The 26,437-nt window shown below is 74.3% G+C and carries 19 protein-coding genes; 13 read left to right on the forward strand and 6 right to left on the reverse strand.

Going from position 1 to position 26,437, the window contains the following annotated elements; translation table 11 throughout:
- From F8274_RS01045 to F8274_RS01080, 8 genes are all read left to right on the forward strand, one after another.
- The coding region (locus tag F8274_RS01045) for a condensation domain-containing protein (RefSeq protein WP_151460363.1) at window positions 1–772 on the forward strand (772 nt) is incomplete at its 5' end.
- A 2-nt stretch (window positions 773–774) separates the two neighbouring features.
- On the forward strand, window positions 775–1,836 hold the full coding sequence (locus tag F8274_RS01050) for a TauD/TfdA family dioxygenase (protein ID WP_151460364.1): 1,062 nt from the start codon (window positions 775–777) through the stop codon (window positions 1,834–1,836).
- Window positions 1,833–2,849, forward strand: a complete 1,017-nt coding sequence (locus tag F8274_RS01055) for a TauD/TfdA family dioxygenase (protein ID WP_151460365.1) — start codon at window positions 1,833–1,835, stop codon at window positions 2,847–2,849. Before F8274_RS01050 ends, F8274_RS01055 begins: the two co-directional genes overlap by 4 nt.
- On the forward strand, window positions 2,846–8,122 hold the full coding sequence (locus F8274_RS01060; protein ID WP_151460366.1) for a non-ribosomal peptide synthetase: 5,277 nt from the start codon (window positions 2,846–2,848) through the stop codon (window positions 8,120–8,122). Before F8274_RS01055 ends, F8274_RS01060 begins: the two co-directional genes overlap by 4 nt.
- A complete protein-coding gene (locus tag F8274_RS01065) occupies window positions 8,119–9,291 on the forward strand; it encodes a PLP-dependent aspartate aminotransferase family protein (RefSeq protein ID WP_151460367.1) in 1,173 nt (390 codons plus the stop codon). Before F8274_RS01060 ends, F8274_RS01065 begins: the two co-directional genes overlap by 4 nt.
- Window positions 9,292–9,377: 86 nt before the next feature.
- Window positions 9,378–10,091: a thioredoxin family protein gene (locus F8274_RS01070; protein ID WP_192579650.1), complete on the forward strand. Its 714-nt coding sequence runs from the start codon at window positions 9,378–9,380 to the stop codon at window positions 10,089–10,091.
- A 37-nt stretch (window positions 10,092–10,128) separates the two neighbouring features.
- Entirely contained in the window at window positions 10,129–11,331 is a 1,203-nt protein-coding gene (locus F8274_RS01075; protein ID WP_151460369.1) for an MFS transporter, read from the forward strand.
- An 11-nt stretch (window positions 11,332–11,342) separates the two neighbouring features.
- Window positions 11,343–12,308 (forward strand): DUF817 domain-containing protein, encoded by a 966-nt coding sequence (locus tag F8274_RS01080; RefSeq protein WP_151460370.1) that lies wholly within the window; start codon window positions 11,343–11,345, stop codon window positions 12,306–12,308.
- On the opposite strand, the gene F8274_RS01085 is transcribed toward F8274_RS01080, so the two are convergent.
- Together F8274_RS01085 and F8274_RS01090 are read right to left on the reverse strand one after the other, a co-directional pair.
- Window positions 12,283–13,923 carry a glycoside hydrolase family 10 protein gene (locus F8274_RS01085; protein WP_151460371.1) on the reverse strand — a complete coding sequence of 547 codons (1,641 nt, stop codon included), beginning with the start codon at window positions 13,921–13,923 and terminating at the stop codon, window positions 12,283–12,285. The two genes, F8274_RS01080 and F8274_RS01085, sit on opposite strands and share 26 nt — an antisense overlap.
- Window positions 13,924–14,088: 165 nt before the next feature.
- On the reverse strand, window positions 14,089–15,270 hold the full coding sequence (locus tag F8274_RS01090) for a S1 family peptidase (protein WP_192579651.1): 1,182 nt from the start codon (window positions 15,268–15,270) through the stop codon (window positions 14,089–14,091).
- 502 nt (window positions 15,271–15,772) lie between these two features.
- Here F8274_RS01090 and F8274_RS01095 point away from each other — a divergent pair.
- Genes F8274_RS01095 through F8274_RS01105 form a run of 3 tightly spaced genes read left to right on the forward strand, consistent with a single transcriptional unit; the run spans window position 15,773 to window position 19,281 of the window.
- The gene (locus F8274_RS01095; RefSeq protein ID WP_151460373.1) at window positions 15,773–17,101 is read left to right on the forward strand and encodes an MFS transporter; all 1,329 of its coding nucleotides are present in this window, start codon (window positions 15,773–15,775) and stop codon (window positions 17,099–17,101) included.
- A gap of 44 nt (window positions 17,102–17,145) precedes the next feature.
- Window positions 17,146–18,783 carry a PP2C family protein-serine/threonine phosphatase gene (locus F8274_RS01100; protein ID WP_151460374.1) on the forward strand — a complete coding sequence of 546 codons (1,638 nt, stop codon included), beginning with the start codon at window positions 17,146–17,148 and terminating at the stop codon, window positions 18,781–18,783.
- A 57-nt stretch (window positions 18,784–18,840) separates the two neighbouring features.
- On the forward strand, window positions 18,841–19,281 hold the full coding sequence (locus F8274_RS01105) for an ATP-binding protein (protein ID WP_151460375.1): 441 nt from the start codon (window positions 18,841–18,843) through the stop codon (window positions 19,279–19,281).
- 4 nt (window positions 19,282–19,285) lie between these two features.
- On the opposite strand, the gene F8274_RS01110 is transcribed toward F8274_RS01105, so the two are convergent.
- The 3 genes from F8274_RS01110 to F8274_RS01120 form a co-directional block, all read right to left on the reverse strand.
- The gene (locus F8274_RS01110; RefSeq protein WP_151460376.1) at window positions 19,286–21,010 is read right to left on the reverse strand and encodes a glycerol-3-phosphate dehydrogenase/oxidase; all 1,725 of its coding nucleotides are present in this window, start codon (window positions 21,008–21,010) and stop codon (window positions 19,286–19,288) included.
- An 83-nt stretch (window positions 21,011–21,093) separates the two neighbouring features.
- Entirely contained in the window at window positions 21,094–22,611 is a 1,518-nt protein-coding gene (gene glpK / locus F8274_RS01115) for a glycerol kinase GlpK (protein WP_151460377.1), read from the reverse strand.
- Between the two features lie 42 nt (window positions 22,612–22,653).
- Complete coding sequence (locus F8274_RS01120; RefSeq protein WP_151460378.1) at window positions 22,654–23,487, reverse strand: MIP/aquaporin family protein; 834 nt, start codon at window positions 23,485–23,487, stop codon at window positions 22,654–22,656.
- A gap of 126 nt (window positions 23,488–23,613) precedes the next feature.
- Between F8274_RS01120 and F8274_RS01125 the strand changes: the two genes are divergently transcribed.
- Together F8274_RS01125 and glpK (F8274_RS01130) are read left to right on the forward strand one after the other, a co-directional pair.
- The gene (locus tag F8274_RS01125) at window positions 23,614–24,381 is read left to right on the forward strand and encodes an IclR family transcriptional regulator (RefSeq protein WP_151460379.1); all 768 of its coding nucleotides are present in this window, start codon (window positions 23,614–23,616) and stop codon (window positions 24,379–24,381) included.
- A 46-nt stretch (window positions 24,382–24,427) separates the two neighbouring features.
- Complete coding sequence (glpK, locus tag F8274_RS01130; protein ID WP_151460380.1) at window positions 24,428–25,951, forward strand: glycerol kinase GlpK; 1,524 nt, start codon at window positions 24,428–24,430, stop codon at window positions 25,949–25,951.
- Window positions 25,952–26,122: 171 nt separating this feature from the next.
- On the opposite strand, the gene F8274_RS01135 is transcribed toward glpK (F8274_RS01130), so the two are convergent.
- The gene (locus F8274_RS01135; protein WP_151460381.1) at window positions 26,123–26,434 is read right to left on the reverse strand and encodes an NIPSNAP family protein; all 312 of its coding nucleotides are present in this window, start codon (window positions 26,432–26,434) and stop codon (window positions 26,123–26,125) included.
- Between the last annotated feature and the right edge of the window lie 3 nt (window positions 26,435–26,437).

Genomic DNA, 26,437 nt, shown 5'->3' on the forward strand with positions numbered 1-26,437 from the left:
CGCTCCGGCCTCCGCCCCGGACCGGCCTGATCCGCCGACCGCCACCCGGGCCGACCACGGTCCGCCGTCCCCGGCTCCGGCGAGGGCGGCCCGGACCAGTTCGGCGCCCGGCGCCGCGCTCCGGACCACCGTGGACGCCGCCACCGCCGACGCGGCGCGCGAGTTGGCCCGGACCGGGCGGGCCACGCTGCACATGGTCGGGCTGGCCGCGTTCGCCACAGTGCTCGGCGCCGCCACCGGCCGGCGCGACCTGCTCGTCGGCGTCGCCTTCGCCGGCCGGACCAGCGTCGCCGCCGAGCGGAGCGTCGGCTGCCACGTCAACACGCTGCCGCTGCGGCTGCGGCCGGCGCCCGACCGCACTTTCGCCAGCTTGCTGGCCGAGGCCCGCCGGGTCACCCTGTTCGCCGCCGCCCACCAGGACGTCCCGTTCGACCTGCTGGTGGAGCGGCTGCGGCCCACCCGCCGGCCGCGGCGCAACCCCCTCGTCCAGGTCGCCTTCGGGGTGCAGAACGCCCCGCCGGCCCGGCACCGCAGCGCCGCCGGCGTCGAGTTCAGCGGCGTGGAACTGACCCCGGACACCGCCCGGCTCGACCTGACCCTCTGGCTCGACGAGCGGCGGGACGGGCTGGCGGCCCTCTGGACCTACCGCACCGACCTGTTCGACCACGACGGCGTGGTCACGTGGCACCGCCGGTTCGGCGCGGTGCTGCGTACCGCCGCCGCCGACCCCCGGCGCAGTCTCGCCGACTGCGCCGACACCGCTGGAGAGTGAAGATGACTGAGCAGAACCGGGTCGCGCGGACCATCCCCCGACGCGGCCGCGAGCGGAACCTGGTGGACGTGCGCCCCGACTGGCCCGGCGGGCCGCTGCCGGCGCTGGTGCGGGCCAACGTGCCCGACGTCGACCTGACCGGCTGGCTGGCCGGTCACCGCGACGAGGTCGACGAGCTGGCCCGGCGCGCCGGGGCGGTGCTGTTCCGCGGTTTCGCCGTGGCCGGCGCCGACGACTTCCGCGCGGTGATGGCCGCCCTCTCCGACGGCGTGCTCTCCTACGGCGAGCGCTCCTCACCGCGCAGCCAGGTCACCGAGGGGGTGTACACCTCCACCGAGCACCCGGCCGACCAGCCGATCGTGCTGCACAACGAGCAGTCGTACACGGTGAACTGGCCACTGCGGATCGTCTTCCACTGCGAGGTCGAGCCGGCCGCCGGCGGGCGCACCCCCCTCGCGGACAGCCGCCGGGTGCTGGCCCGGCTGCGCCCCGGGACGATCGCCGAGTTCGAGCGGCGGGGCGTGCTCTACCGGCGCAACTACCTGCCCGGCATCAGCCTCTCCTGGCAGACCGCGTTCCAGACCGAGCGGCGCGAGGACGTCGAGGCGTACTGCGCGCGGGCGCTCATCGACGTGGAGTGGGTGGGCGACCGGCAGCTGCGCACCCGGCAGGTCCGCCCGGCCGTGCGCCGGCACCCGGTCACCGGGGAGCGGACCTGGTTCAACCACGCGCTGTTCTTCCACGTCACCTCGCTGCCCGACGACGTGAGCGCCGGCCTGCGGGCCGCGCTCGGCGAGGAGGACCTGCCCTACCAGACCGCGTACGGCGACGGCACGCCCATCCCCGACGCGGTGCTGGCCGAGCTGCGGGCCGCGTACGCCGCGGAGACCCGTTCCTTCGCCTGGCAGCGCGGCGACGTGCTGCTGGTGGAGAACATGCTGGCCGCGCACGCCCGGGAGCCGTTCACCCCGCCCCGCCGCATCCTCACCGCGATGTCCGACCCGGTCGCCGCGCCCGAGCTGACCGAGGCGCTGCGGGCCGTCGCGACGGGAGGCCGGGCATGAGCGGGCCGGCGCCCCGGCGGCGCGCCACCGGCACGGTCACCGCGCCGGTGACCCGGCGGGTCCTCGTGGACGAGGAGTTCGTGCTCCTCGTCGAGGCGGCCGTGCCCGACCTCGACCTGGCCGGCTGGCTCGCCGGCCGGCGCGGCGAGCTGCTGGCCGACCTGGACCGTCACGGCGCGGTGTTCTTCCGCGGCTTCGAGGTGCGCACCCCCGACGACTTCAGCCTGGCCGCCCGGGCGGTCAGCCCGGACCTGCTCGGCTACCTGGAGCGGGCCGCGCCCCGGCACGAGGTCGCCGACCGGGTGTTCACCTCCACCGAGTTCAACGCCGAGCAGTGGATCCCGCTGCACCACGAGATGTCGTACTCGCACAACTGGCCGACGCACCTCTACTTCTGGTGCGCGCAGCCGGCCACCGGCAGCGGCGGGGCCACCCCGCTGGCCAGCGAGCGGGTCATCACCCCGCTGATCCCGGCCGACGTGCGGGAGCGGTTCCTCCGCGCCGGCGTCAGCTACGTGCGCAACTACGGCCCGCACCTGGACCTGCCCTGGCAGGAGGCGTTCCAGACCAGCGACCGGGCGGAGGTGGAGGCGTACTGCGCCGCGTCGGCGACCGAGTTCACCTGGCTGGGCTCCGACGGGCTGCGGACCCGGGCCCGCCGGCAGGCGGTGGCCACGCACCCCCGTACCGGGGAGACGGTCTGGTTCAACCACGCGCACCTGTTCCACGTCTCCAACATGCCGGCCGAGGTGTCCGGCGCCCTGTTGCGCGAGTACGGCCCGGACGGGCTGCCCCGCAACGCCTACTACGGCGACGGCGAGCCGATCCCCGACGAGGTGGTCACCGGCATCCGCGAGCTGTACCGGCAGCACGCCGTCTCGGTGCCCTGGCAGCGCGGCGACGTGCTGGTGGTGGACAACTTCCTGGCCACCCACGGCCGGGAACCCTTCAGCGGCGACCGGCAGATCCTGGTCGCCATGTCCGACCTCTACGTCAATCGGAGTGTGGTGTGAACGGATACCGTCTGTCGCCGATCCAGCGCCTGGCCTGGGCCGGGAAGCAGGACCTGGTCCGGGCGCGGGTCCGGCTCGACCGGCCGCTGGACCGGGCCCGGTTGCAGGCCGCCGTGGACGCGGTGGTGGCCCGCCACGAGGCGCTCCGGCTGACCCTGGTGCACCATCCCGGGCTGCGGGTGCCGTTGCAGGACGTGGACGACGCCCGCGCCGTGACGGTCGGGGCGCAGGGCGACCTGTCGGTCACGTTGACCGACGACGCGCTGGAGGTGGCCGCCACCCCGCTGATCGCCGACCCGGCCAGCCTGCGGCTGGTCCTCGCCGACCTGGCGCGGGCCTACGCCGGCGAGGCGTTGCCGGAGGACCCGGAGGCGTTGCAGTTCCTCGACGTCGCCGAGTGGCTGCTGGAGGAGCGGGAGCAGGCCCCGGCCACCGGGCCGGCCGCGCCGGCCGCCCGGCTGGTCACCCCGCACGGCGACGACCCGAGCGCGGTCGTCACCGCGGCGGTGCCCGCCGCCGCGCTGGCCGACGCCGCGCGGGCCGCGGGCGTGGAGCCGGGAACCGTGCTGCTCGCCGCCTGGGCCCTCGCCGTGTCCCGGCGGGCCGAGGCGCCGGACGGGGCCGACGAGGCGGACCTGGTGCTGGCCCGGTGGAGCGACGGCCGGCAGGCCGACGGCACCGCGGAGGTGGTGGGCCCGCTGGGCGCCTACGGCCCGCTCCGGCTGCCCCTGCCGCTGCCGGCCTCCCCCGCCGACCTGCTGGCGGGCGTCCGCGCCGCCGAGGCCGCCGCCGACCAGACGTTCCACCTGGTCGACCCGGTGGACGAGCAGTCCGGGGCGGTCGCCGCCTTCGCGCTGCGGTCCGCCGTGGACCCGTCCTCGGTGACCGGTCTCGGCGCCGCCACGGTGACGGTCGCCGACCCCGCTCCGGTCGCCGGCCCGCAGCTCACCGCGCTGACCGACGGTGACCGGGTCACCCTGCGCGTGGTCGGGGGGCAGTGGCTGCTCGACGCGCTGCTGGCGGTCCTGCGCACGCTGCCCGCCGCGCTCACCGGGGACGCCCCGCTGGCCCTGCTCGGCGACGGGGAGGCCGGCTGGCTGGCCGACGCGGCCGGCACCGCGTCCGAGGCGCCGGGGCGTACGCTCGTGGACCTGCTCGACGCGGGCCTGGCCGGGATGGCCGGGGAGGCTCCGGCGGTGGTCGCCGCGGACGGCGCGTACACCGCCGGTGAGCTGCGCGAGCGGGCCGCGCGGGTGGCGGGCGCCCTCGCGGCGCGCGGCCTGGCCGGCGCGCCGGTCGGGGTGCTGGCCGCCCGCTCCCGGGACACCGTCGTGGCCTTCCTCGGCGTGCTGCGGGCCGGGTCGGTGTTCGTGCCGCTGGACGCGGACGCCCCGCCGTCGCGTCTCGCCGCCCAGCTCCGGGCGGTGGACGCGGAGGTCGTCGTCGGCGCCGGCGGCCCGGCGACCGTCACCGTCGAGGACCTGGTCGCGGCCGGCGGCCCGCCGCCCGCGGCGCCGGTCCCGGCCGACCCGGCGTACGTGATCTTCACCTCCGGCTCCACGGGAACGCCCCGCCCGGTGCGGGTGTCCCACGGCGCCGCCACGCACCTCGCCGGGGCGCTGGAGCAGACCGTGTACGCGGGCAGCCGCCCCGGCCTGCGGGTGGCGGTCAACGCCCCGCTCACCTTCGACGCCTCGGTCAAGCAGCTCGTGCAGCTCGGCCACGGGCGCGCCCTCTACCTGGTGCCGGAGGAGGTCCGCCGGGACGGCGCGGCGCTCGCCGCCGCCCTGGCCGCGAACGACGTGGACGTGCTCGACCTGACCCCCGCCCAGCTGCGCATCCTGCTCGCCGGCGCCGGGGACACCCGGCTGCCCGGCCTGCTGCTGCTCGGCGGCGAGGCCGTCCCGCCGGACCTGTGGGAGACCGTGGCGGCGCTGCCCGGCGTCCGCGCGGTCAACCTGTACGGCCCGACCGAGTGCACGGTGGACACCAGCGTGGCCGAGATCCGCGCCGGGGACGCGCCGACCATCGGCCGGCCGCTGCCCGGCGTCGCGGTCTGGGTGCTCGACGAGCGGTTGCGGCCGGTGCCGCCGGGCGTGGCCGGGGAACTCTGCGTCAGCGGCCCGCAGCTCGCCGACGGGTACCTGGGCGACCCGGAGGCCACGGCGCGGCGTTTCCCGGAGGTGGGCCTGCCCACCGGGACCGCGCGGGTCTACCGGACCGGCGACCGGGTGCGCCTCGACGCCGACCGGCGGCTGCGCTACCTGGGACGCCTCGACGACCAGGTGAAGATCCACGGGTTCCGGGTGGAGCCCGGCGAGGTGGCCGCCGTCCTGCGCGGGCACCCCGAGGTGGCCGACGCCGCCGTGGTCGCCCGCGACGACGACGGATACGGCGACCGCCTCGTCGCCTACGTCCGGCCCGGCGCCGGCCCGGCGCCGACCGTCGACGTGGACCGGATCGCCGGGGTCAACCCGCACGAGACCCGCTACCTGTACGACGAGATCTTCGTCCAGCAGGTCTACCTGCGCGACGGCATCGTGCTGCGGCCCGGGGCGACCGTGCTCGACGTGGGCGCGAACATCGGCATGTTCTCGCTCTTCGTCCACGCCGTCTGCCCGGACGCGACCATCCACGCGTTCGAGCCGGTGCCGTCGGTGGTCGACGTGCTGCGGAGCAACGTCGCCGAGTTCGGCGTGCCGGCCACGGTGCACGGGTTCGGGCTGTCCCGGGCGGCCGGGGAGGTGTGCTTCACCTACTACCCCGGCTACTCGATGATGTCCGGCCACGCCGCGTACGCCGACGCGGACGCCGAGGTGGCGGTGATCAAGCGGTACCTCACGAACGAGCGGAACGCGGGCGCGGGCGAGCGGGACGTCCTGCTCGGCCGGGTCGACGAGCTGCTCGCCGAGCGCTTCGCCGGCCGGCGGCTCACCGTGCCGGTCCGGCCGCTGTCGGCCGTCCTGGACGAGCTCGCCCCGCAACGGATCGACCTGCTCAAGATCGACGTACAGCGCGCGGAGGCCGACGTGCTGGCCGGGCTGGAGGAACGGCACTGGCCGCTGGTCGCGCAGGTCGCCATGGAGGTGCACGACGCGCCCGGCACCGACACCGCGGGCCGGCTGGCCGAGCTGGTCGCGTTCTTCGAGGCGCGCGGCTTCACCGTGGTCACCCGGCAGGACGACCTGCTGGCCGGCACGGACCGGCACACCCTGCACGCCGTGCGCCCCGAGTACGCCGCCGACCCGCGCCCGGCGGTGGTCACGCCGGCCGCACCGGCGGCCGGCCCGCTGGCGGAGCGGCTGCCCGGCTGGCTGGCCGACCGGCTCCCCGCCCACCTGCTCCCGGCCGCCGTGGTGCTCGTCGACGAGCTGCCGCTGACCCGCAACGGCAAGCTCGACCGGGCGGCGCTGCCCGCGCCCCGCCTGGGCCGGCCCGGCGCCGGCGAGGGCGTCTCGCCCGCCAACCGGGCCGAGGAGATCCTGGTCGAGGCGTGGCGTGAGGTGCTCGGGGTGGCGGACTTCGGGGTGACCGACAGCTTCTTCGCCCTGGGCGGCGACTCGATCCGCAGCATCCAGATGCAGGTGGCGGCGCAGAAGCGGGGGCTGTCCTTCCAGCTCAACGACATCTTCGCCCACCAGACGATCCGGGAGCTGGTCGCGCACGGGCGGCTCACCGTCGACGGTGTCGAGGCCGGGCCCGGCGCGGTGGAGGCCGGGCGGTTCGCCCTGGTGGCCGCCGCCGACCGGGAGCGGCTGCCCGACGGGCTCGCGGACGCGTACCCGATGACCGCCCTCCAGCAGGGCATGGTCTACCACGGCGAGCTGACCGGCGACCCGGCCATGTACCACAACGTCACCGCGCACCGGGTCGCCGCGCCCCTGGACGCGGCGGCGCTGCGCCGCGCGCTGGCCGGGCTGGTGGCCGCCCACCCGGTGCTGCGGACCGGGTTCGCGCTGGGCGCCTACTCCGAGCCGTTGCAGCTCGTGCACGCGGACGTGCCGGTCGAGGTGCCGGTGACCGACCTGGCCGGCGCCGACCGGCAGGTCCGCCGGGCGCGGATCGACGACCTGGTGGCCGAGGAGCGGGTACGCCCCTTCGACTGGGCCCGCCCGCCGCTGCTGCGGCTGCACGCCGTGCGGGAGGACGCCGAGGCGTTCACGCTGGTCGTCGCCGAGTACCACGGCATCCTCGACGGGTGGAGCCTGCACCGGTTCCTCACCGGCCTGCTCGCCGCGTACGACGCCGAGCGGGCCGGCCGGACCCACCCGGCCGACCCGGGCCTGCCGTTCCGGGAGTACGTGGCGGCCGAGCGGCACGCCCTGGCCGACCCGGTCACCCGCCGGTTCTGGCTGGACGGCGCGGGCGCGGTACGGCCGCTGCTGCTCGGCGGGGCGCAGCCCCGGACCACCACCACCCAGCGGGTGCCGTTGAAGGCGGACACCACCGAGGTCGTCGCCGAGGCGGCCCGGGCCGCCGGGGTGCCGGTCAAGTCCTGGCTGCTCGCCGTCCACCTGCGTCTGATCGGCGAGCTGGCCGGCCGGGACGACGTGGTCAGCGGCCTGGTGGTCGGCGGCCGGCCGGAGGGTGCGGGCAGTGACGCCACCCTCGGGCTGTTCCTCAACACCCTGCCGGTGAGCGTGGCGCTGGGCACCCGGTCGCCGGCCGAGCTGGCCGCCGAGGTGTGGCGGGCCGAGCGGGAGCTGATGGGGCACCACCGCTTCCCGCTCGCCGAGATCGTCCGTGCCGGCGGCGGCCCCCGCTTCGACCACTTCTTCAACTGGACCCACTTCCCGCACGGGCCGGCCGACGGCGGCAGCCGCATCGTGGACAGCCGGGGCATCACGGTCGACGTGGCGTTCAGCCTCGCCGTCGACGCCGAACTCGACGCCGGGACCGGCCGGCTGGCCCTCACCGTCCAGTACGACCACCGGCACGTTCCCGCCGAGCGGGTGGACGCGCTCGCCGACGGCTTCCGCCGGCTGCTGACCGCCGACCCGGCCGCGTCGCTGCCGCCCGTCGCCCCTGCGGGGCCCGCGGCCGGCGACGGGCGCGGCGAGTGGGCCACCCGGGTGGCGGGGGCCTGGCAGGAGGTGCTCGGGGCCGCGCCGCGCGACCCGGCCACCGACTTCCTGGCCGCCGGCGGTGACTCGCTGCGTGCCCTGCGGCTGGTCACCGTGCTGCGGCAGCGCCACGGCAGCGACCTCACGCTGCCCGAGTTCGCGGCGCTCGGCAGCTTCGGCGCGCTGGTGGACCGGGTGGCGCGCTCGTGACCGGCTTCAGCACGGCCGCCGTGCACGGCGACGACGGCCTGGTTCCCGGTGGGGCGGTGGCGCCACCGATCGTGCAGAGCGCGACGTTCAGCGCCGAGTCCGACGAGCGGTTCACCGAGATCGCCACCGAGGCCCGGGGCAGCGTCTTCTACACCCGCTACGGCAACCCCAACCACGCCCAGGTGGCCGCCGTGGTGGCCGAGCTGGAGGGGGCGGAGACGGGCCTCGTGACCGCCTCCGGCATGGGCGCGATCAGCACGATCACCCTGGCCCTGCTCTCGGTCGGCGACCACGTGGTGGTGCAGCGCAGCACGTACGGCGGCACCACCTCGCTGGCCACCGGCCTGCTGGCGCGCTTCGGGGTGTCCTGCACCCAGGTCGACCAGACCGACAGCGGGGCCTTCGACCGGGCGCTGCGCCCGGAGACCCGCCTGGTGCTCGTCGAGACGCCGAGCAACCCGCTGCTGGAGCTGACCGACCTGGCGGCCGTGGTCGCCGCGGCGCACGCGGCGGGCGCGCTGGTGGTGGTCGACAACACCTTCGCCACGCCGGTCAACCAGCGCCCGTTGAGCGCCGGGGCGGACCTGGTCTGGCACAGCGGCACCAAGTTCCTCGGCGGTCACTCCGACGTGTCGGCCGGGGTGGTCGTCGGCCCCGCCGGGCTGGTCGAGCGGGTGTGGCGGACCTCGATCGTCACCGGCAGCACGCTCGGCCCGGTGGACGCCTGGCTGTTGTTGCGCGGCATCCGCACGCTGCCGCTGCGGGTGCAGCGGCACAACGCCAACGCGCTCGCCCTGGCCGAGGCGCTGGAGGGGCACCCGGCGGTCGCCCGGGTCCGCTACCCGGGGCTGCCGTCGCACCCCCAGCACGATCTCGCGCGCCGGCAGATGACCGGCTTCGGCGGGGTGCTCGGCGTCGACCTCGCGGCGGGCCGGGCGGGGGCCGCCGCCCTGCTCGCCGGTCTGGGTCTCGCCAAGCGCGCGGCCAGCCTGGGCAGCGTCAGCACCCTCGTGGTGCATCCCCGGTCGATGTGGGCGGGGATCGTGGACGCCGGCCAGCTGGCGGCCACCGGCATCGGGGAGGGCCTGGTCCGCGTGTCCACCGGCATCGAGGACACGGCCGACCTGGTCGACGACTTCCTGGCGGCGCTGGACACGGCGCCGACCTGACGCGGGACGGACGTCGGCGCATGGTCCGGGCCGCAACGGGAATCGGAGTGCCGCCAGCAGGACCGACGGACGCCAGGAGCCACGCCATGACGGACCTCTCGCCCACCGGGTCGCCCCAGGCCGGCAACGGCGGCTTCGCCGTCGTGGAGATGTTCACCTCGCAGGGCTGCGAGAGCTGCCCGCCCGCCGAGGAGGTGCTGACCGAGATCGAGCGGGACGCCCGCAAGCGGGGCGAGCCGGTCTTCGCCCTGGGCTTCCATGTCGACTACTGGGACCACCTGGGTTGGCCCGACCCGTACGCCGCCGGGGCGTACACGGCCCGGCAGGAGGCGTACGCGCGGGCCTTCGGGACCGGACACCTCTACACCCCGCAGATGGTCATCAACGGCACCGCCGAGTTCGTGGGCTCCGACCGGCGGCGGGCCGCCGAGGCCATCACGTCCGCGCTGTCGACCGCGGCCCTCACGCCGCTGGCCCTGTCGGTCGGGGACGCGGGCGGCGGGCACGTGGTGGTGGACTACCGGACACAGCGGCCGCCGGCGCGGGGCATGCTGCACGTGGCGGTCGTCGAGCGCGGCCTGGAGAACGACGTGCCCCGGGGCGAGAACGCCGGCCGCCGGCTGCGGCAGGACAACGTGGTACGCGCCTTCACCTCGGTCGGCCTGGGCGCCGAGGAGGGCCGGGTGGACCTGTCCGTGCCGCCGGATCTCGATCCCGCGCAGGCGTCGGTGGTCGGCTACGTGCAGCAGGAGGGCGAGCGGGCCGTCGTCGGCGCGGCGGCCGTCGACGTGTCCGCCTGAGCCCGCCCGCGCGCCGCTCACCCGAGGAGCACGCCCGATGAGCATCGCCCCGCAGCAGAAGCGCCTCACGCCGAACGTCACAGTGGTCCTGCTCGCCTCGATCATCGTGTCGTTCGTCGCCGCGTCGACGGCCCCGAGCCCGCTGTACGGGATCTACCAGGCGCGCTGGCACTTCTCGCCGATCACCACCACCGTGGTGTTCGCCGTCTACGCCGTCGCGGTGCTGGCCTCGCTGCTCACCGTCGGCAAGCTCTCCGACCATGTCGGGCGGCGCCCCGTCCTGCTCGCCGCGATCGCGGTCCAGATCGTCTCGCTGGTCATCTTCGTCCTCGCCGGCGGCGTACCGGAGCTGGTGGCCGCCCGCGTCGTGCAGGGCCTGGCGGCAGGCACCGCCACCGGCGCGGCGGCCGCCGCCATGCTCGACATCGACCGTGCCCGCGGCACGCTCGCCAACTCGATCGCCCCGGGCATCGGGACCGGGGTCGGTGCGCTGCTCTCCGCGCTGCTCGTCCAGTACCTGCCCGCGCCGACGCGCCTGGTGTACGTCGTACTGCTCGTCGTGCTGCTCATCCAGGGCGTCGGGGTCGTGCTGATGCCGGAGACGGTCACGCCCATATCGGGGGCGCTGCGGAGCCTGCGGCCGGAGATCCGGCTGCCCCGCGCGGTACGCGGGCCACTGCTGGTCGTCGCGCCGGTCGCCTTCGCCGTCTGGGCCCTCGCGGGGTTCTTCGCCGCGCTCGGCCCGGCGCTCGTGCGTGCGCTCATGAACTCCTCGATCGTGGCCGGGGGTCTGAGCATCTTCGTCTTCGCCGTCTTCGGGTCGGTCGCCATCCTCGTGCTGCGCGACCGGCCCGCGCGGACCGTCATGCTCACCGGCATCACCGCGCTCGTGATCGGCATGATCATCACGCTGGTGTCGGTCCGGGCGGAATCCATCGCCGGCTTCTTCGTCGGCCTCGCGTTCGGGGGCGTCGGCTTCGGCGGCGGCTTCCAGGGCAGCCTCAAGACCGTCACGCCGCTGGTCGAGGCGCACGAGCGCGCCAGCGTGCTCTCCCTGCTCTACATCGTGTCCTACGTCGGCTTCGGCCTGCCCACGGTGATCGCCGGCTTCCTCGTGGTCCACGGCGGGGGCCTGCGCCGGACCGCCGAGGAGTACGCCGTCGCCGTCATCGTGCTGGCCGCGGTCGCCCTGCTGGGGCTGCGCGGGACGGCCCGGACGGCCCCGGCGGGCGCGCGATAGCGTCGCAGCTGATGCCCAACCCGTCCGGACCGGCCGCCCTGACCACGGCCGAACGCGCGATCGACACCCGCTCCCGCGCCATCCTCGCCCGGCTGCCCCGGCACGGTCCGGCCGGCTGGCTGACCGAGTTCGCGGTCTTCGGGCTCAAACAGGCCTGGGCGTGCGTGTTCGGTGGGGCGATGCTGGCGGTCATCTTCGCGGCGCACCTCTGGTACCCGGCGGACCCGGCGTTCGCCCGCAACGACTTCCTGACGCTCGCGGCGGTCGCCATCCAGGTCGCGATGGTGGCCGGCCGCCTGGAGACCCTGCGCGAGCTGCGGGTGGTGGTGCTGTTCCACCTCGTCGGCACGGCGATGGAGCTGTTCAAGACCGAGGTGGGCTCCTGGTCCTACGCCTCCGACGGGCTGCTGAGGGTCGGCGCGGTGCCCCTGTTCAGCGGCTTCATGTACGCCGCGGTCGGCTCCTACCTGGTCCGGGTGAACCGGCTGTTCGACCTGCGCTTCACCCGCTATCCGAGGCGCTGGGTGACGGCGCTGCTGGCGGCGGCGATCTATGCCAACTTCTTCACCAACCACTACGTCGTCGACGTGCGGTGGCTGCTCATCGCCGCCGTCGCGCTCGTGTTCGGGCGCTGCGTCATGCAGTTCCGCATCTTCCGGTTCCGGTGGCGCATGCCGCTGCTGCTGGCCTTCCTCCTCGTCGCCTTCTTCATCTGGCTCGCCGAGAACATCGCCACCTGGTCGAACGCCTGGCTCTACCCCAGCCAGCTGGGCGGTTGGCACCTGGTCTCGCCGGCGAAGCTCGCCTCCTGGTTCCTCCTCATGATCATCTCGGTGGTGCTGGTCACCTGGATCTCGCCGCCGCAGCCGCCCGACCCGCCGCAGCCGCCCGACGACCCAGGGCCGGCGGCGGCGGACCGCGACGCGGCCGACACGCCGGCTCCCGCCACCGTCACGCGACGGACGCCGGCGCGCTGAGCCCGCCCTCGTTGCCGCTGCGGTCCAGGCCGGACACGCAGTAGGTCAGCGGCCCACCGGCCGGGGCGGCGGTGTCCACCCAGTCACCGCTCCGGGTGGTGCCGATCAGCCGGGCGACGCCACCGTCCACGCGGTAGACGGCAAAGCTCACGGCGTCGCCGCGCCAGGTCAGCGCCACACCGCCGGTGTCCTGACGCCGCGCGCCGCTGAGGGCGGGTGCGGGTGGCGGCGCCGCCGGCAGCTGGGCCATCGGGGGCAGCAGCGCGGGGGCGGCGTAGTGCGCCCGGCTGTACCGGCTGACCGCCCCGAGCTTGTCGGCACGCACCTGCCGGGCGCTGAAGTGCACGCTCCCGCTCACCCCGTGCCGCCGGTTCAACGCGAGCTGCCGGTCCAGCTCGGCCGGATCCCGCCACGCGCCGCGCTCACCGACCCGGTAGTCGGCCTGACCGATGTAGAGCTGCACCCGGGTGCCCCGCACCGTGGCCGCCCACCACGGCAGCAGCTTGGCGTAGTCGGCCTTGCCGAACCCGATGTGCCAGTAGAGCTGCGGCACGACGTAGTCCAGCCACTGCCGGCGTACCCACAGCCGGGTGTCGGCGTAGATGTCGTCGTAGCTCTGCAGGCCGGCGGTGGACGAGCCGGCCGGGTCGGTGCGCTTGTTGCGCCAGATGCCGAACGGGCTGATGCCGAACTTCACCCACGGCTTGATCGCCTTGATCCGCTCGCTCATCTCCCGGACCAGGGTGTTCACGTTGTCCCGGCGCCAGGCGTGCCGGTCGGCGAACCGCCGGCCGTAGCGGGCGAACGCCGCGCCGTCCGGGAAGTCCTGCCCGGCCTCCGGATAGGGGTAGAAAAAGTCGTCGAAGTGCACCCCGTCGACGTCGTACCGCTGGACGGCCTCCAGCATCGCGTCCTCGACGAACCGGCGCGCCTCCGGGATGCCCGGGTTGAAGTAGAGGCGGCTGCCCGGCTTGTCGGCGCTGGGATAGGTCACCATCCAGTCGCGGTGCCGCCGCAGCGGGTGCGTCGGTGCGAGCTGGTCCAGGTGGGGGCCCGGTCCGCCCACGGTGGCGGGTTGGCCGCCCCGGTAGGGGTTGAACCAGGCGTGGAACTCCAGGTTGCGGGCGTGCGCCTCGGCGACCATGAACTCCATGGGGTCCCAGCCCGGGTCGCGGCCGTCACGGCGCCCGGTCAGCCACTCCGACCAGGGCGCGTAGCTCGACGGCCAGAGCGCGTCCCCGCTCGGTCGCACGTGCACGAAGACGGCGTTGTGGTGGCGCCGCACCGCCAGGTCCAGCCAGCCGCGGAACTCGGCCCGGGCGGCGTCGGCCGGCAACCCCCGCCGGCTCGGCCAGTCGATGTTGTTCACCGTCGTGATCCACATGCCGCGCAGCTCGCGGGTCGCCCGGGTCGGCCGGCCCGCGCAGTCCCGGCCACCGCCGGCCGGGCCGGCGGCCGCGCTCCCCGGTTCCGCCGCGCCACCGGTGCCGGCGACCCGGTCGCGCAGCGACCAGGCGCCGACCCCGGCCACCACGGCGAGCGCGACGACGACCGCGACGAGCGCCCGGGTACGGCGGCGGGGAACGGGCGGAACGGGCGTTTCGGCGGCGGGCATCGACCCAGTCTGCCAGCGCCGCCCGGCGGGCGAAACCGGCCGGAACCGCTTCTTGACGGCCGCCTGAGGCGCCGGCCGCGCCGGGCAGCGGCGTGGACCGGTCCTGGATGGACCGGCCCACGCTGTTCGGATCTGCGGTACGCCGGCCGTCGCGGCGTCGGTGCCTCAGCCCTGGATGAGCGAGGCGCCGTAGTAGGTCAGCGACCCGATCTGCGCGTCACCCACCGGCCGCAGCAGCGGTGCGTACCAGACGGTGCGGGAGCCGTTGGGGCTCACGCCGGGGCAGGCCGCCGTGCCGAGCACGCCGGCGGAGACGGTGCCGCGCGCGTCGACCCGGCCGTCCGACCGGTACGAGTACACCGGCCCGCCGCTGTCGCCCGGCGCGGCGGCGCAGCCCCCGGCGACGATGTGGTTGGCCTGCGTCACCGGCCCGATCACGTACCCGATGTTGACGAACTGGTTGACCACGTCGACCCGCAGGCTGCAGTGTTCACCGCTGGAGGAGCCGCCGGTGCAGACGTAGTTGCCGACGTAGTCCGACGCGGCGCCGCCGACCCCGATGCTGGTGGCCGCGTTGTACGGCCCGGTGTAGATCCGGCCGCCGGCCGCGACCCGGATCATCAAGGTGTCCCGCGGGTTCCAGTCGTTGATGATCGGCCCCATGGTGTTGGTGACGCCACCGCCGTCGTAGGCGACCTGGCCGTTGTAGCCGCAGTGCCCGGCGCTGAGGATCTGCCGGGCGTCGTTCCAGTACACCCCGAAGCCCGTGCTGCAGCCGCCGCTGGCGTAGTAGCGCGCCCCACCCCAGTACGGGGCGAAGTCGTTCTGGCGGTTGAGCGGCGTCGCGTTCGGCGTGGTGCTCACGCTGAGCGGCAGCCGCGCGGTACGCAGGACGTCCCGCTTGCCCGACGCCAGCGCCTTGCCGGTGACGGTCACGGCGAGGCCGCTGCCGTCGACCTTGGCGGCCACCGAGACGGCCCGGGGGTCGGCGGCGAGCCGCTGCGCCTCGGCGACCATCTCGCGCTGGTGGAACCGGGCCGGCTTGAACTTCACCGGCACGGAGAGCCGCTTGGCCAGGTCACGGACCGACCCGGGCACCCGCCCCTTCCAGTAGACGGTGAGCCTGCGGGCCTCCGGCGCGGCGACCACGCCGGCGAAGCCCTCGCCGCGGGCGGCCGTGATCTCGCCGGCCGCCGCGTTGAGCCGGTCCTGCTCGGCGAACAGCGCACGCCAGCTGGCGAACCCGCCCGGCACCGCCTCGGCCGGCTGGGTCGACGGCGTGACGGGCTTGCCCTCGGCCATCGCCGGGGTCCCGAGGGCGCCGGTGGCGACGATCGCGGCGGCCAACGCGAAAAGGGTACGGCGCATGACCGTGCCCCCGCGTCCGCCCGATGTCATTGGACTCATAGAGATTTACCTCCTGGAGGTGAGAGCCGCCGGGGTGACAATTTCCCCGGTCGACCTCGAATTCTGCGCGATGAATCCCATTCACCGGCCTCCTGCTACCAAGCGGACTCAGCCATTTACGGATGCTCGGTCGGCGTGCGACCATTGCCGGTTCCCACACGAACGCTGAGCAGGGAAGACACCTGTCAGGAACGCTTCCCGGCGATCCCGGAAACTGTCGGAAAAGCGCTCCGCATTGAACGGCCGCTCGCTTTTCCGGGGGCCGCCGTCGCGCATTTGTAACCGGCTTTTCACAATCCTCTTCGCGCGTATGTCACCCTGTCGCAAGGCCGACATCCGGCCTTGGCGCGCCACCACTTCGGGTGGGAGTCCGATCCGCTAGACCTTCTGCTCTCAGGCGATTTCGTTGTGGCGCGGCGCCCCCGTCGTGTCGGGTGGCGACATGCCGCCCGACACCGCGACGCCCCGATTTCCGCGTTCCTCGCCCTACTGGCCGGTGGTGACCCATCCGCTGCTGCGCCGGGTCCTGCCCGGGCTGGCGGTGTCCGCCCTGGGCGACGGCATGGCCCTGGTCGCGGTGACCTGGCTGGCGTTGCAGCTCGCGCCCCACGGTCAGCGCGGCACGTGGACAGCCGTCGCGGTGGCGGCGTACACCCTCCCCAGCGCCGCCGGAACCATCGCCTTCGGCCGGCGCCTGGCCGGTCGGAGCGGTGCGCAACTCGCCGGCTGGGACGCCGTCCTGCGCGCCGGCGCGCTCGCGGCGATCCCCGCCGCACACCTTGCCGGGACGCTCACCATCGGCCTGTACGTGGCCCTGCTCGCCGCGTCCTCGCTGCTGCACTCGTGGGGCTCCGCCGGACGCTACGCGCTGATCGCCGAACTCCTGCCCGAACGGGATCACCTGCCGGCCAACGCGGTGCTCGGCATCATGGGCCAGGCCGCCACCATCGCCGGGCCCCCGCTGGCGGGCATCCTGATCGGCGCGGCCGGTCCGGTCTGGGTCATCGCGCTCGACGCGCTCACCTTCGCCGTGCTGGCCCTCACCTACCGCCTCGCCCTCCCCCGCGGCACGCGCGCGGACCCGACGGAGGCCGTCCCGTCCCGCACGGCCGGCCTCGGCGTCATCCGCCAGCACCGGACCCTGCGCGGCCTGCTGGCCCTGACGTTCGGGTTCTTCCTCCTCTTCGGCCCGTTCTACGTGGCCATGCCCGTCGTGGTCACCGAGGAGCTGCACGGCTCCGCGACGACCCTCGGTCTCTACTACACGGCTTTCGGCGCCGGCTCCCTCCTCGGCGGTCTCGTCACCGGTCACCTGCGCCGCTGGCCGCTGTGGCCCACCACCATCGGCATCGTCGTCGGGTTCGGCGCCGCCATGCTGCCGCTCGGCCTGGACGCGCCCGTCGGCCTCTCGCTGCCGGCCTTCGCCCTGGCCGGCCTCCTCTGGGCCCCCTACACGTCCACGTCGATGGCGCTGTTCCAGCGCAGCACCACCGGCGCGAGGCTCCCGCAGGCCCTGGCCGCCTACAGCGCGGTGATCGTGCTGGCGGTGCCGCTGGGCACCATGCTCGGCGGCCCGCTGACAGCCACGATCGGCGCCCGTCACACGCTGCTGCTGTGCGCCGCGGCCACGATCGCCCTCGGCGTGGCGGCCGCCGCACTCGCTCGCCTGCCCCGCCGGCCGTCCCCGACGGGCGACGACCCGACCGGGGTGGGCCCGGCGCCCGGGCGGCAGCCCCGCCCGGACGATGCCGTGGGCGCGGGCACCACCTGAGGCCGACGCCGGACGCGGTACGACGGTGCGGCTATGGTCGGGCGGTGGATGAGCTGTTCGCGCCGGCAGGGACGCTGCGCACGGCGTACCGCGCGGTGGACTGGGCATCCACGTCACTGGGCCCGGTGCGCGACTGGAGTCCCACACTGCGCGCGGCCGTCGACCTCACCCTGCACTCCCGGTTCCCCGTGACGCTGTTCTGGGGACCGGAGTTCGTCATGGTCTACAACCAGGCCTACGTCGAGTTGATCGGGCAGAAGCATCCGGCCGCGCTCGGCGCCCCCGCGGCGCGGGTGTTCGCCGAGATCTGGGACGTCATCGGGCCGATGCTCCGCTCGGTGCGGTCGACCGGGCGCGCGACCTGGACGCGGGACATGCGGCTGCTCATGGACCGGCGCGGCTTTCCCGAGGAGTGCTTCTTCACGTTCTCCTACTCCGCGGTCCGCGATCCGGACGGCCGGGCCGAGGGCGTGATCGACATCGCGACGGAGACCACCACGCAGGTGCTGTCCCAGCGGCGGCTGATCATGCTGGTCGGGCTCAGCGACGCCCTCAGCGGCATCGAGGACCCGGCGGAGATCCTCGACCTGGCGCTGCGGGTGCTGCGCACCGATCCGCAGGACCTGCCGGACGTCGACATCCTGGTCCTGGACGCCGGCGGCGACGCCGGTCACCCACCGCTGCCCGCGCTGCCGTCGACGATCCTCCGCGACGGGGACTTCGCGCTGGAGACGATGGCCGACGTCCCCGTGATGCGGATGCGCCTGCCGGGCCTGGCACCGTCCGCGGAGACGGTCCTGGTGGCACGGCTGAGCCAGCACCTGCCCCTCGACGACGGCTACGTGGGGTTCGTGCGGCTGCTGGGCGCGACGGTAGCGCAGGCGCTGCAGCGGGCCCAGGCGCGCCAGGCCGAGCGGCGGGTCGCGATCCTCGAACGGGACCTGTCCGAGCGGCTGCAACGCAGCCTGCTGACCCCACCCGCCCAGCCGCCCGGGACCGAGGTGGCGGTCCGCTACCAGCCGGCGGCGGAACGCGCGCGGATCGGCGGTGACTGGTACGACTCCTTCCTGCTGCCCGACGGCTCCCTCACCCTGGTCATCGGGGACGTGGCGGGCCACGACCAGCAGGCCGCCGCGGCCATGGCGCAGATCCGCAACGTGCTCCGTGGCGTCGCGTACACGGTGGGGAAGCCGCCGGGCGGGGTGCTCGAGGGCCTGGAGGCGACGACGCGGGGCCTGGGCGTGAGCGCGTTGACGACCGCGGTCCTGGCCCGGCTGGAGCAGGACGAGGAGCAGGCCCGCACCGGCGTACACACCCTGTCGTGGTCCAACGCCGGACACCCGCCGCCGGTCCTGGTCGCCCCCGACGGGACCGCGACCCTGCTGCGCACGCCGCCGGAGATGTTGCTGGGCGTCCAGGCCGGCGTCGCGCGCGGCGACCACCGGGTCACCCTCGCGCCCGGCAGCGCCGTCGTCCTGTACACCGACGGCCTGATCGACCGGCGCGACGCGATCATCGACGACGGGTTGGCGGAGCTGGTGCGGAGCCTCACGGGCCGGCACGGGTCGACCGCCGAGCAGCTCTGCGACGAGTTGCTGGCCCGCTTCGCCGCCAGCAGCGACGACGACATCGCCCTGCTCGTGCTGCGGATTCCGCCGGAGCCCGCCGGCACACCGGGGTAGGCGGGCGAGGCCGGGGCGTCGCGGGCGAAAAATCGGAATGCAGGTAGCCTCTTTTCCATGGGCGGTTCGGGACCGCCGGCCGACATCAATTCCACGGGGGCCGGGCATACGCGACGTGCGGCGTCGTCGCTGCTGGCCCGGGCCTTCACCACGGCCAGCATCACCGAGCTGCGGCATGCCGTCGCCGCGGCTGTCGCGGCAGCGGGGCTGACCGGCGAGCCCGCCGAAGACTTCGTCCTGGCCGTCCACGAGCTGGCCACCAACGCCGTACGCCACGGCGGCGGCACGGGCCACCTGCACCTGCGGCGGCAGGGCGACCTCCTGCTCTGCGACGTCATCGATCATGGCGCGGGCGTCGACGCGCCGCCGATCCGGCAGGTCGCCGGGGACGCGGCGGGCGGCCGGGGCCTCTGGCTGGCGGACCACCTGGCCGACTCGCTGAGCCTGCGCCGCCGCGCCGACGGGCTGACCGCCACCGTCACCATCGCGCTGAGCTGACCCGTCAGACCGCCACGGCCGCCTGCTGCACCACCTCGGGGGCGCCCAGCCGGGCCGCGTCGGCCGCCGTGTCGTCGGGCTGCTCGTGCGCGGCCCGCTCGGCCCGGACCCGGTCCCGGTAGTGCGCCACCTCCCGGTCGACCCGCTGCTCGTCCCAACCGAGGACCGGAGCCATCAGCTCCGCCGCCGGCCGGGCCGCCGTCAGCCCCCCGTCGAAGCTCTCGATCGAGATGTGGGTACGCCGGGTCAGCGCGTCCTCCAGGTGCAACGCTCCCTCGGCGGAGGCCGCGTAGGCGATCTCCACCCGCAGGTAGTCCTCCGCGCCGTCGAGCGGCCGGCCGAGCGTCGGGTCCTCCCGCAGCAGCTCCAGCACCTCGTCAACGGCGGCGCCGTAGCGGTGCAACAGGTGCTCGACGCGCTCGGTGTGCAGGCCGAACTGCTGCGCCAGCCGGCGTCGCTGGTTCCATCGCGCGACGTGGCCCTCCGCGCCGAGCAACGGCACCCGGTCGGTGCACGAGGCGGGAACCCCGCCGCCGAGGCCGCGCACGGCCTCGTCGACCGTGTCGCGTGCCATGACCCGGTACGTCGTGTACTTGCCGCCGGCCACCATCACCAGCCCGGGCGTCGGGCGGAGCACGGCGTGCTCGCGGGACAGCTTCGCCGTGGCGTCGGACTCCCCGGACAGCAGCGGGCGCAGTCCGGCGTACACCCCCTCGACGTCGTCGCGGGTCAGCGGGGTGGCCAGCACCTGGTTGACGTGCTCCAGCAGGTAGTCGATGTCCCGGCTGGTCGCCGCCGGATGCGCCTTGTCCAGGTCCCAGTCGGTGTCGGTGGTGCCGATCAGCCAGTGCCGGCCCCACGGGATCACGAACAGCACACTGGTATCGGTACGCAGGATCAGGCCGGTCCGGGACCGGATCCGGTCGCGCGGAACGACCAGGTGGATGCCCTTGGAGGCCCGGACCTGGACCTGGCCCCGCTCGCCCACGAGTGCCTGGCTGTCGTCGGTCCACACGCCGGTGGCGTTGACGACCTGCCGGGCGCGCACCTCCAACACCCGGTCGGTCTCCAGGTCGTGCACCCGTGCCCCGGTGACGCGGGCGCCCTCGCGGAGGAAACCCACCACCCGCGCCCGCGACAGCGGATGCGCCCCGTACGCGGCGGCGGTGCGGACCAGGAAGGTCACCAGCCGGGCGTCGTCGACCTGGGCGTCGTAGTACTGGAGGGCGCCGACCATCGCCTCGGGCCGCAGGGACGGGCAGGCGCGCAGCGCGCCCCGGCGGGTCAGGTGCCGGTGGGCCGGCACGCCGCGCGCGTGACTGCCCGAGAGGCTCATGGTGTCGTAGAGCAGGACGCCGGCTCCCGCGTACAGCCGCTCCCAGCCGCGGTGCCGCAGCGGGTAGAGGAACGGCACCGGGCGGACCAGGTGCGGGGCGAGTCGCTGCAGGAGCAGCCCGCGCTCGCGCAGCGCCTCCCGGACCAGCCCGAAGTCGAGCATCTCCAGGTAGCGCAGGCCGCCGTGGATGAGCTTGCTGGACCGGCTCGACGTGCCGCTGGCCCAGTCGCGGGCCTCGACGAGCCCGACCGACAGGCCGCGGGTGACGGCGTCGAGCGCGCAGCCGGCGCCGGTGACGCCGCCGCCGATCACCAGGACGTCCAGTTCCTGGCCGCCGCCGAGCGCGGCCAGGGACCGCTCGCGGGCGGCCGGTGACAGTGTCGCGGAATGCATCCGTCTTCTCTTTCTGCGCGGGGTGGGCGGCCGACGAGGGGGCGCCGGCCGCCCGGATCCTGGGGGTGGGACAGGGATACGGCTCAGTCGACATCGACCCAGTCGAGGGTGCGGCCGACCGCCTTCTTCCACCGGGCGTAGCCGGTCTCGCGCTGCTCCGGCGACCAGGTCGGCTGCCAGCGCCGGCTCTCGTTCCAGTTCTCGCGCAGTTCGTCGGTGCTCTTCCAGAACCCGACGGCGAGCCCGGCCGCGTAGGCCGCGCCCAGGGCCGTGGTCTCGGCGACCACCGGCCGGCTGACCGGCACCCCGAGGATGTCCGCCTGGAGCTGCATGCAGAGGTCGTTGACGGTGACGCCGCCGTCGACCTTCAGGCACTCCAGGTGCACCCCGGAGTCCTGCTCCATGGCCTCGGCCACGTCCCGGCTCTGGTAGCAGATCGACTCCAGGGTGGCCCGGGCGATGTGCGCGTCGGTGTTGAACCGGGACAGGCCGACGATCGCGCCGCGAGCGTCGGAGCGCCAGTACGGGGCGAACAGGCCGGAGAACGCCGGAACGAAGTACACGCCGCCGCTGTCCTCGACCTGGCGGGCCAGGATCTCGCTCTGCGCGGCGGTGCTGATGATCTTGAGCTGGTCACGCAGCCACTGCACGGCCGAGCCGGTGACCGCGATCGAGCCCTCCAGCGCGTACACCGGCGCGTCGTCGCCGAACTGGTAGCAGACCGTGGTGAGCAGCCCGGCCTTGGACCGCACGATGTCGGTGCCGGTATTGAGCAGCATGAAGTTGCCGGTGCCGTACGTGTTCTTCGCCTCGCCCGGCGCGAAGCAGACCTGCCCGACCGTGGCGGCCTGCTGGTCGCCCAGGTCGCCGGTGATGCGGACGGGGCTGCTGAACGGCCCGTGCGGCACGGTGCTGCCGTACGAGCGCGGGTCGGAGGACGGCCGGATCTCCGGCAGCATGGCCCGCGGGATGCCGAAGAACGACAGCAGCTCGTCGTCCCAGTCGAGCGTCTCCAGGTTCATGAGCATCGTGCGGCTGGCGTTGGTGGGGTCGGTGACGTGCACACCGCCCTCCGTGCCGCCGGTCAGGTTCCACAGCAGCCAGGTGTCGGTGTTGCCGAAGACGGCGTCGCCACGCTCGGCCGCCTCCCGGACCCCGTCGACGTTCTCCAGGATCCACTGGATCTTTCCGGCGGAGAAGTACGTCGCCGGCGGCAGGCCCGCCCTGCGCCGGATGACGTCCCCCTTGCCCTCGCGTTCGAGGGCAGAGGCGATCCGGTCGGTGCGGGTGTCCTGCCAGACGATCGCGTTGTAGTAGGGCCGGCCGGTCCGGCGGTTCCACACCACCATGGTTTCGCGCTGGTTGGTGATGCCGAGCGCGGCGAGGTCGGCGCCGGCCAGGCCGTGCTCGTTCATCGCGGTCTGGATCACCGTCTGGGTCCGTTCCCAGATCTCCAGGGGGTTGTGCTCGACCCAGCCCGCCCGCGGCAGGATCTGCTGGTGTTCGAGCTGGTGGCGGCCGACCTCGTTGCCACCGTGGTCGAAGATCATGAATCGGGTGCTGGTGGTGCCCTGGTCCACGGCGCCGACGAAGTCAGCCATGCGGGGGTCTCCTTCCGGTACGGGAAATACGGGGTCGGCGGATCAGACTCGGGAAAGCTCGGCCTCTCCCGGCGCGGCCTCGGTGGCCAGGGCGCCCGGCTCCGGGGTGTCCTCGTCGGGCAGGAACCGGCCGACGATCAGCTCGTAGAGACCGGCGCCGACCACACCGCCGACGAGCGGCCCGACGATCGGCACCCAGAAGTACGGGTAGCCGCCGGCATCCTGGAACGCTGTCTCGTAGCCGGTCAGGAAGGAGGCGAGGCGGGGGCCGAAGTCGCGGGCGGGGTTGATGGCGTAGCCGGCGTTGGCGGCGAAGGCCATCCCGATCGCCACCACGATCAGGCCGACGATCAGCGGGGCGAGGTTGCCGCCGGGCAGCGAGTTGCGCGCGTCGGTGACCGCCAGGATCAGGAACAGCAGGATCGCCGTACCGATGATCTGGTCGCGCAGGGCGCCCCACTCGCTGACGCCGGCGCCCGGCAGGGTGGAGAAGACGCCCTGGCTCTTGACCGTGAGGCCCGGGTCGAAGCGGGACAGCGCCTCGCTGTAGTTCCAGCGGATGACCAGGGCCGCAACGAACGCGCCGGCGGTCTGGGCCAGCGCGTACGGCATCACCTTGCGCCAGGAGAAGCCCTTGAACACGGCCAGGGCGACGGTGACCGCCGGGTTGAGGTGGGCGCCGCTGATCCGGCCCGCCACGTACACGCCGAGCGTGACGCCGAGGCCCCACGCCCAGGCGATGCTGTCGAACTCGCCGGTGCCGGCGGCGGCCACCTGGGCGACCACGCCCACGCCGAACAGGATGAGGATCGCGGTGCCGGCGAACTCGGCGGCCAACTCACCGAGAAGTCCGGGAACCTTCGCTCGTTGCGTCATCTGGCGCCTCCAGAAGCGGTGGGAGTGGCTGAACCGTAGAGAGCGCCGCGAGGTCGGGTCAACGAACCCCGGTCGACATTGCCGAACACTGTTGCGACTGGTGGAACGCCGCTAGCATTCCGCCCCATGCCGGGTCAGGTGCAGTCCATCGCGCGTGCCGCGGCGATCCTCCGCCTGCTGGCCAGCAGTTCCGGCCGGCTCGGCATCGGGGAGATCGCCCGTTCCCTCGACCTGCCCAAGGGCACCGCGCACGGGATCGTCCGGACCCTTCAGGACGTCGGCTTCGTGGAGCAGGACAAGACCTCCGGCAAGTACCAGCTCGGGGCGGCGCTGCTGCACCTCGGCACCAGCTACCTCGACGTCAACGAACTGCGCTCCCGCTCCATCAACTGGGCCGACCCGCTGGCCGCGCGCAGCGGCGAGTCCGTCCGCATCGGCACTCTGCTGGACGGCAAGGTGCTGGTGGTCCACCACGTCTTCCGACCCGACGACACCCTGCAGACGCTCGACGTCGGGTCCCTGCTCCCCCCGCACGCCACCGCGCTCGGGAAGGTCCTGCTCGCCTACGACGTCGGCGCTGCCAACGCGGTCCTGCAGGGCGAACCCGAGCCGTACACCCGCCGCACCCTGGTCACCCCGCGGACCCTGTCCCGCGCGCTGACCGAGATCCGGGACAACGGCTGGGGCGCCGAGATCGAGGAGATGACCCTCGGCGAGGCCGGCATCGCCGCGCCCATCCGCGGCTACGGCGGCCTCGTCGTGGGCGCGATCGGGCTCTCCGGCCCGGTCGACCGGGTCTGCGACGGCAAGAGCCACCCCCGGCCCGCGCTCGTCGCGTACGTCCGGGACGCCGCCCGGGCGGTGTCCCGCGATCTCGGGGCCGCCCGCTGGTGATCCGTCCAGGCTGCACCGCCACCCCCGCGCCAGAGAGGACGAGGACATGACCGACAGCTACGTCGTCTCCATCGACCAGGGCACCACCTCGACCCGCTGCATCGTGTTCGACCGCCGCGGCAACCTCGTCTCCGTGGCCCAGCGGGAGCACCAGCAGCACTTCCCCCGCCCCGGCTGGGTGGAGCACGACGCCCTGGAGATCTGGCGCAACGTCGGCAAGGTGGTGCCCCGGGCCCTCGTCGAGGCCGGCATCGGCGTCGACCAGATCGCCGCCATCGGCATCGCCAACCAGCGGGAGACCATCGTGGTGTGGGACCGCCGCACCGGCGTGCCGGTGGCGCCCGCGATCATCTGGCAGGACACCCGGACCGACGCGCTGGTGGAGACGCTGTCCGAGGCGGCCGGCGCCGACGGCCTGCGGGAGCGCTGCGGCCTGCCGCTCACCACGTACTTCTCGGCACCGAAGCTGCGCTGGCTGCTGGACCACACCCCCGGCCTGCCGGAGCGGGCCGAGCGGGGCGAGGTGCTCTTCGGCACCATGGAGAGCTGGCTGATCTGGAACCTCACGGGCGGCCCGGACGGCGGTCTGCACCTGACGGACGTGACCAACGCCAGCCGCACCATGCTGATGGACCTGCGTACGCTCCGCTGGCACCCCGACTCGCTGGCCTTCTTCGGCATCCCGGCCGCCATGCTGCCCGAGATCCGTTCCTCGTCGGAGGTCTACGGCACGGCGACCACCGTCCTGCCCGGCGTACGGATCGCCGCCGCGCTCGGCGACCAGCAGGCCGCCCTGTTCGGCCAGACCTGCTTCGCACCCGGCGACGCCAAGTGCACCTACGGCACCGGCAGCTTCCTGCTGCTCAACACCGGCGAGGAGCCGGTGCACTCCGACCACGGGCTGCTCACCACCGTCGGCTACCAGATCGCCGGCCGGCCCGCCGTCTACGCCCTCGAAGGCTCCATCGCGATCACCGGCTCCCTGGTGCAGTGGTTCCGCGACCAGCTCGACCTCATCACCACCGCGCCGGAGATCGAGACCCTCGCCCGCACCGTCGACGACAACGGCGGCTGCTACATCGTGCCGGCCTTCTCCGGGCTGTTCGCGCCGCACTGGCGCAGCGAGGCGCGGGGCGTGATCGTCGGGCTCACCTCGTACATCACCAAGGGGCACCTGGCCCGGGCGGTGCTGGAGGCCACCGGCTGGCAGACCCGCGAGGTGGTCGAGGCGATGAACGCCGACTCCGGACTGGATCTGACGGCGCTGCGGGTGGACGGCGGGATGACTGCCAACAACCTGCTCATGCAGTTCGTCGCCGACGTGCTCGGCGTCCCGGTGGTGCGCCCCATGGTCGCCGAGACGGTCTCGCTCGGCGCCGCGTACGCCGCCGGACTCGCGGTAGGCTACTGGGCCGACCTGGAGGGGCTGCGCAGCAACTGGCACCTGGCCGCCCGCTGGGAACCGGAACTGGACGAGACGATCCGCGCCGAGGAACGGGAGAACTGGCAGCGCGCCGTGGAGCGCACCTTCGGGTGGATCAAACCGGAGGCCCGGGCCGCCAACCGGTGACCCACCGGACGCCAACCGACCGAGACCCCTCCCGCACCGAACCAGGGCGAGCTCCGCAACAGCCGCGCTCACACGAGCCGCGCCATTCGCACCGACGGCACTCGCCCCGCAGATACCGCTCCTGCCGCAGGGACTGCACGAGAACCAGACTGCGGCGGGGAGAGCCTACGCTCAGTCGGTCGGCAGGAGGGGGCGCATGAAGGTGCGCTCGTAGCGCAGGACGCAGCCGGAGTCGTCGCGGATCCGGTCGGCGGCCACGAACTCCGGGTCGTCGTCGAACCGTGCGCGGTAGCGCTCGTACGCCGCCAGGCTCTCGAAGCTGAACAGCGCCTCGGCCCGGTCGCTGGCGCCCTCGGCGGGCAGGAAGTAGCCGTGGTGCACGCCGCCGTGCTTGGTCACCAGCCGCATCCACTCGCGGGCGAAGCGTTCGAACGCCTCAATCTGCGCGGGGTCGATCGTGTAGTGCACGACGCAGGTGATCACGGC

Source organism: Micromonospora sp. AMSO31t, from assembly GCF_008868175.1.
Lineage (GTDB): Bacteria > Actinomycetota > Actinomycetes > Mycobacteriales > Micromonosporaceae > Micromonospora.

What these genes read in the sequence shown, in the direction of transcription:
- F8274_RS01055 (WP_151460365.1), top strand. Translation starts at nt 1,833, where the DNA reads ATGAGCGGGCCGGCGCCCCGGCGGCGCGCCACCGGCACGGTCACCGCG.
- F8274_RS01095 (WP_151460373.1), top strand. Translation starts at nt 15,773, where the DNA reads ATGCCGCCCGACACCGCGACGCCCCGATTTCCGCGTTCCTCGCCCTAC.
- F8274_RS01070 (WP_192579650.1), top strand. Translation starts at nt 9,378, where the DNA reads ATGACGGACCTCTCGCCCACCGGGTCGCCCCAGGCCGGCAACGGCGGC.
- F8274_RS01085 (WP_151460371.1), bottom strand. Translation starts at nt 13,923, where the DNA reads ATGCCCGCCGCCGAAACGCCCGTTCCGCCCGTTCCCCGCCGCCGTACC.
- F8274_RS01075 (WP_151460369.1), top strand. Translation starts at nt 10,129, where the DNA reads ATGAGCATCGCCCCGCAGCAGAAGCGCCTCACGCCGAACGTCACAGTG.
- F8274_RS01110 (WP_151460376.1), bottom strand. Translation starts at nt 21,010, where the DNA reads ATGCATTCCGCGACACTGTCACCGGCCGCCCGCGAGCGGTCCCTGGCC.
- F8274_RS01080 (WP_151460370.1), top strand. Translation starts at nt 11,343, where the DNA reads ATGCCCAACCCGTCCGGACCGGCCGCCCTGACCACGGCCGAACGCGCG.
- F8274_RS01120 (WP_151460378.1), bottom strand. Translation starts at nt 23,487, where the DNA reads ATGACGCAACGAGCGAAGGTTCCCGGACTTCTCGGTGAGTTGGCCGCC.
- glpK (WP_151460377.1), bottom strand. Translation starts at nt 22,611, where the DNA reads ATGGCTGACTTCGTCGGCGCCGTGGACCAGGGCACCACCAGCACCCGA.
- F8274_RS01050 (WP_151460364.1), top strand. Translation starts at nt 775, where the DNA reads ATGACTGAGCAGAACCGGGTCGCGCGGACCATCCCCCGACGCGGCCGC.
- glpK (WP_151460380.1), top strand. Translation starts at nt 24,428, where the DNA reads ATGACCGACAGCTACGTCGTCTCCATCGACCAGGGCACCACCTCGACC.
- F8274_RS01125 (WP_151460379.1), top strand. Translation starts at nt 23,614, where the DNA reads ATGCCGGGTCAGGTGCAGTCCATCGCGCGTGCCGCGGCGATCCTCCGC.
- F8274_RS01105 (WP_151460375.1), top strand. Translation starts at nt 18,841, where the DNA reads ATGGGCGGTTCGGGACCGCCGGCCGACATCAATTCCACGGGGGCCGGG.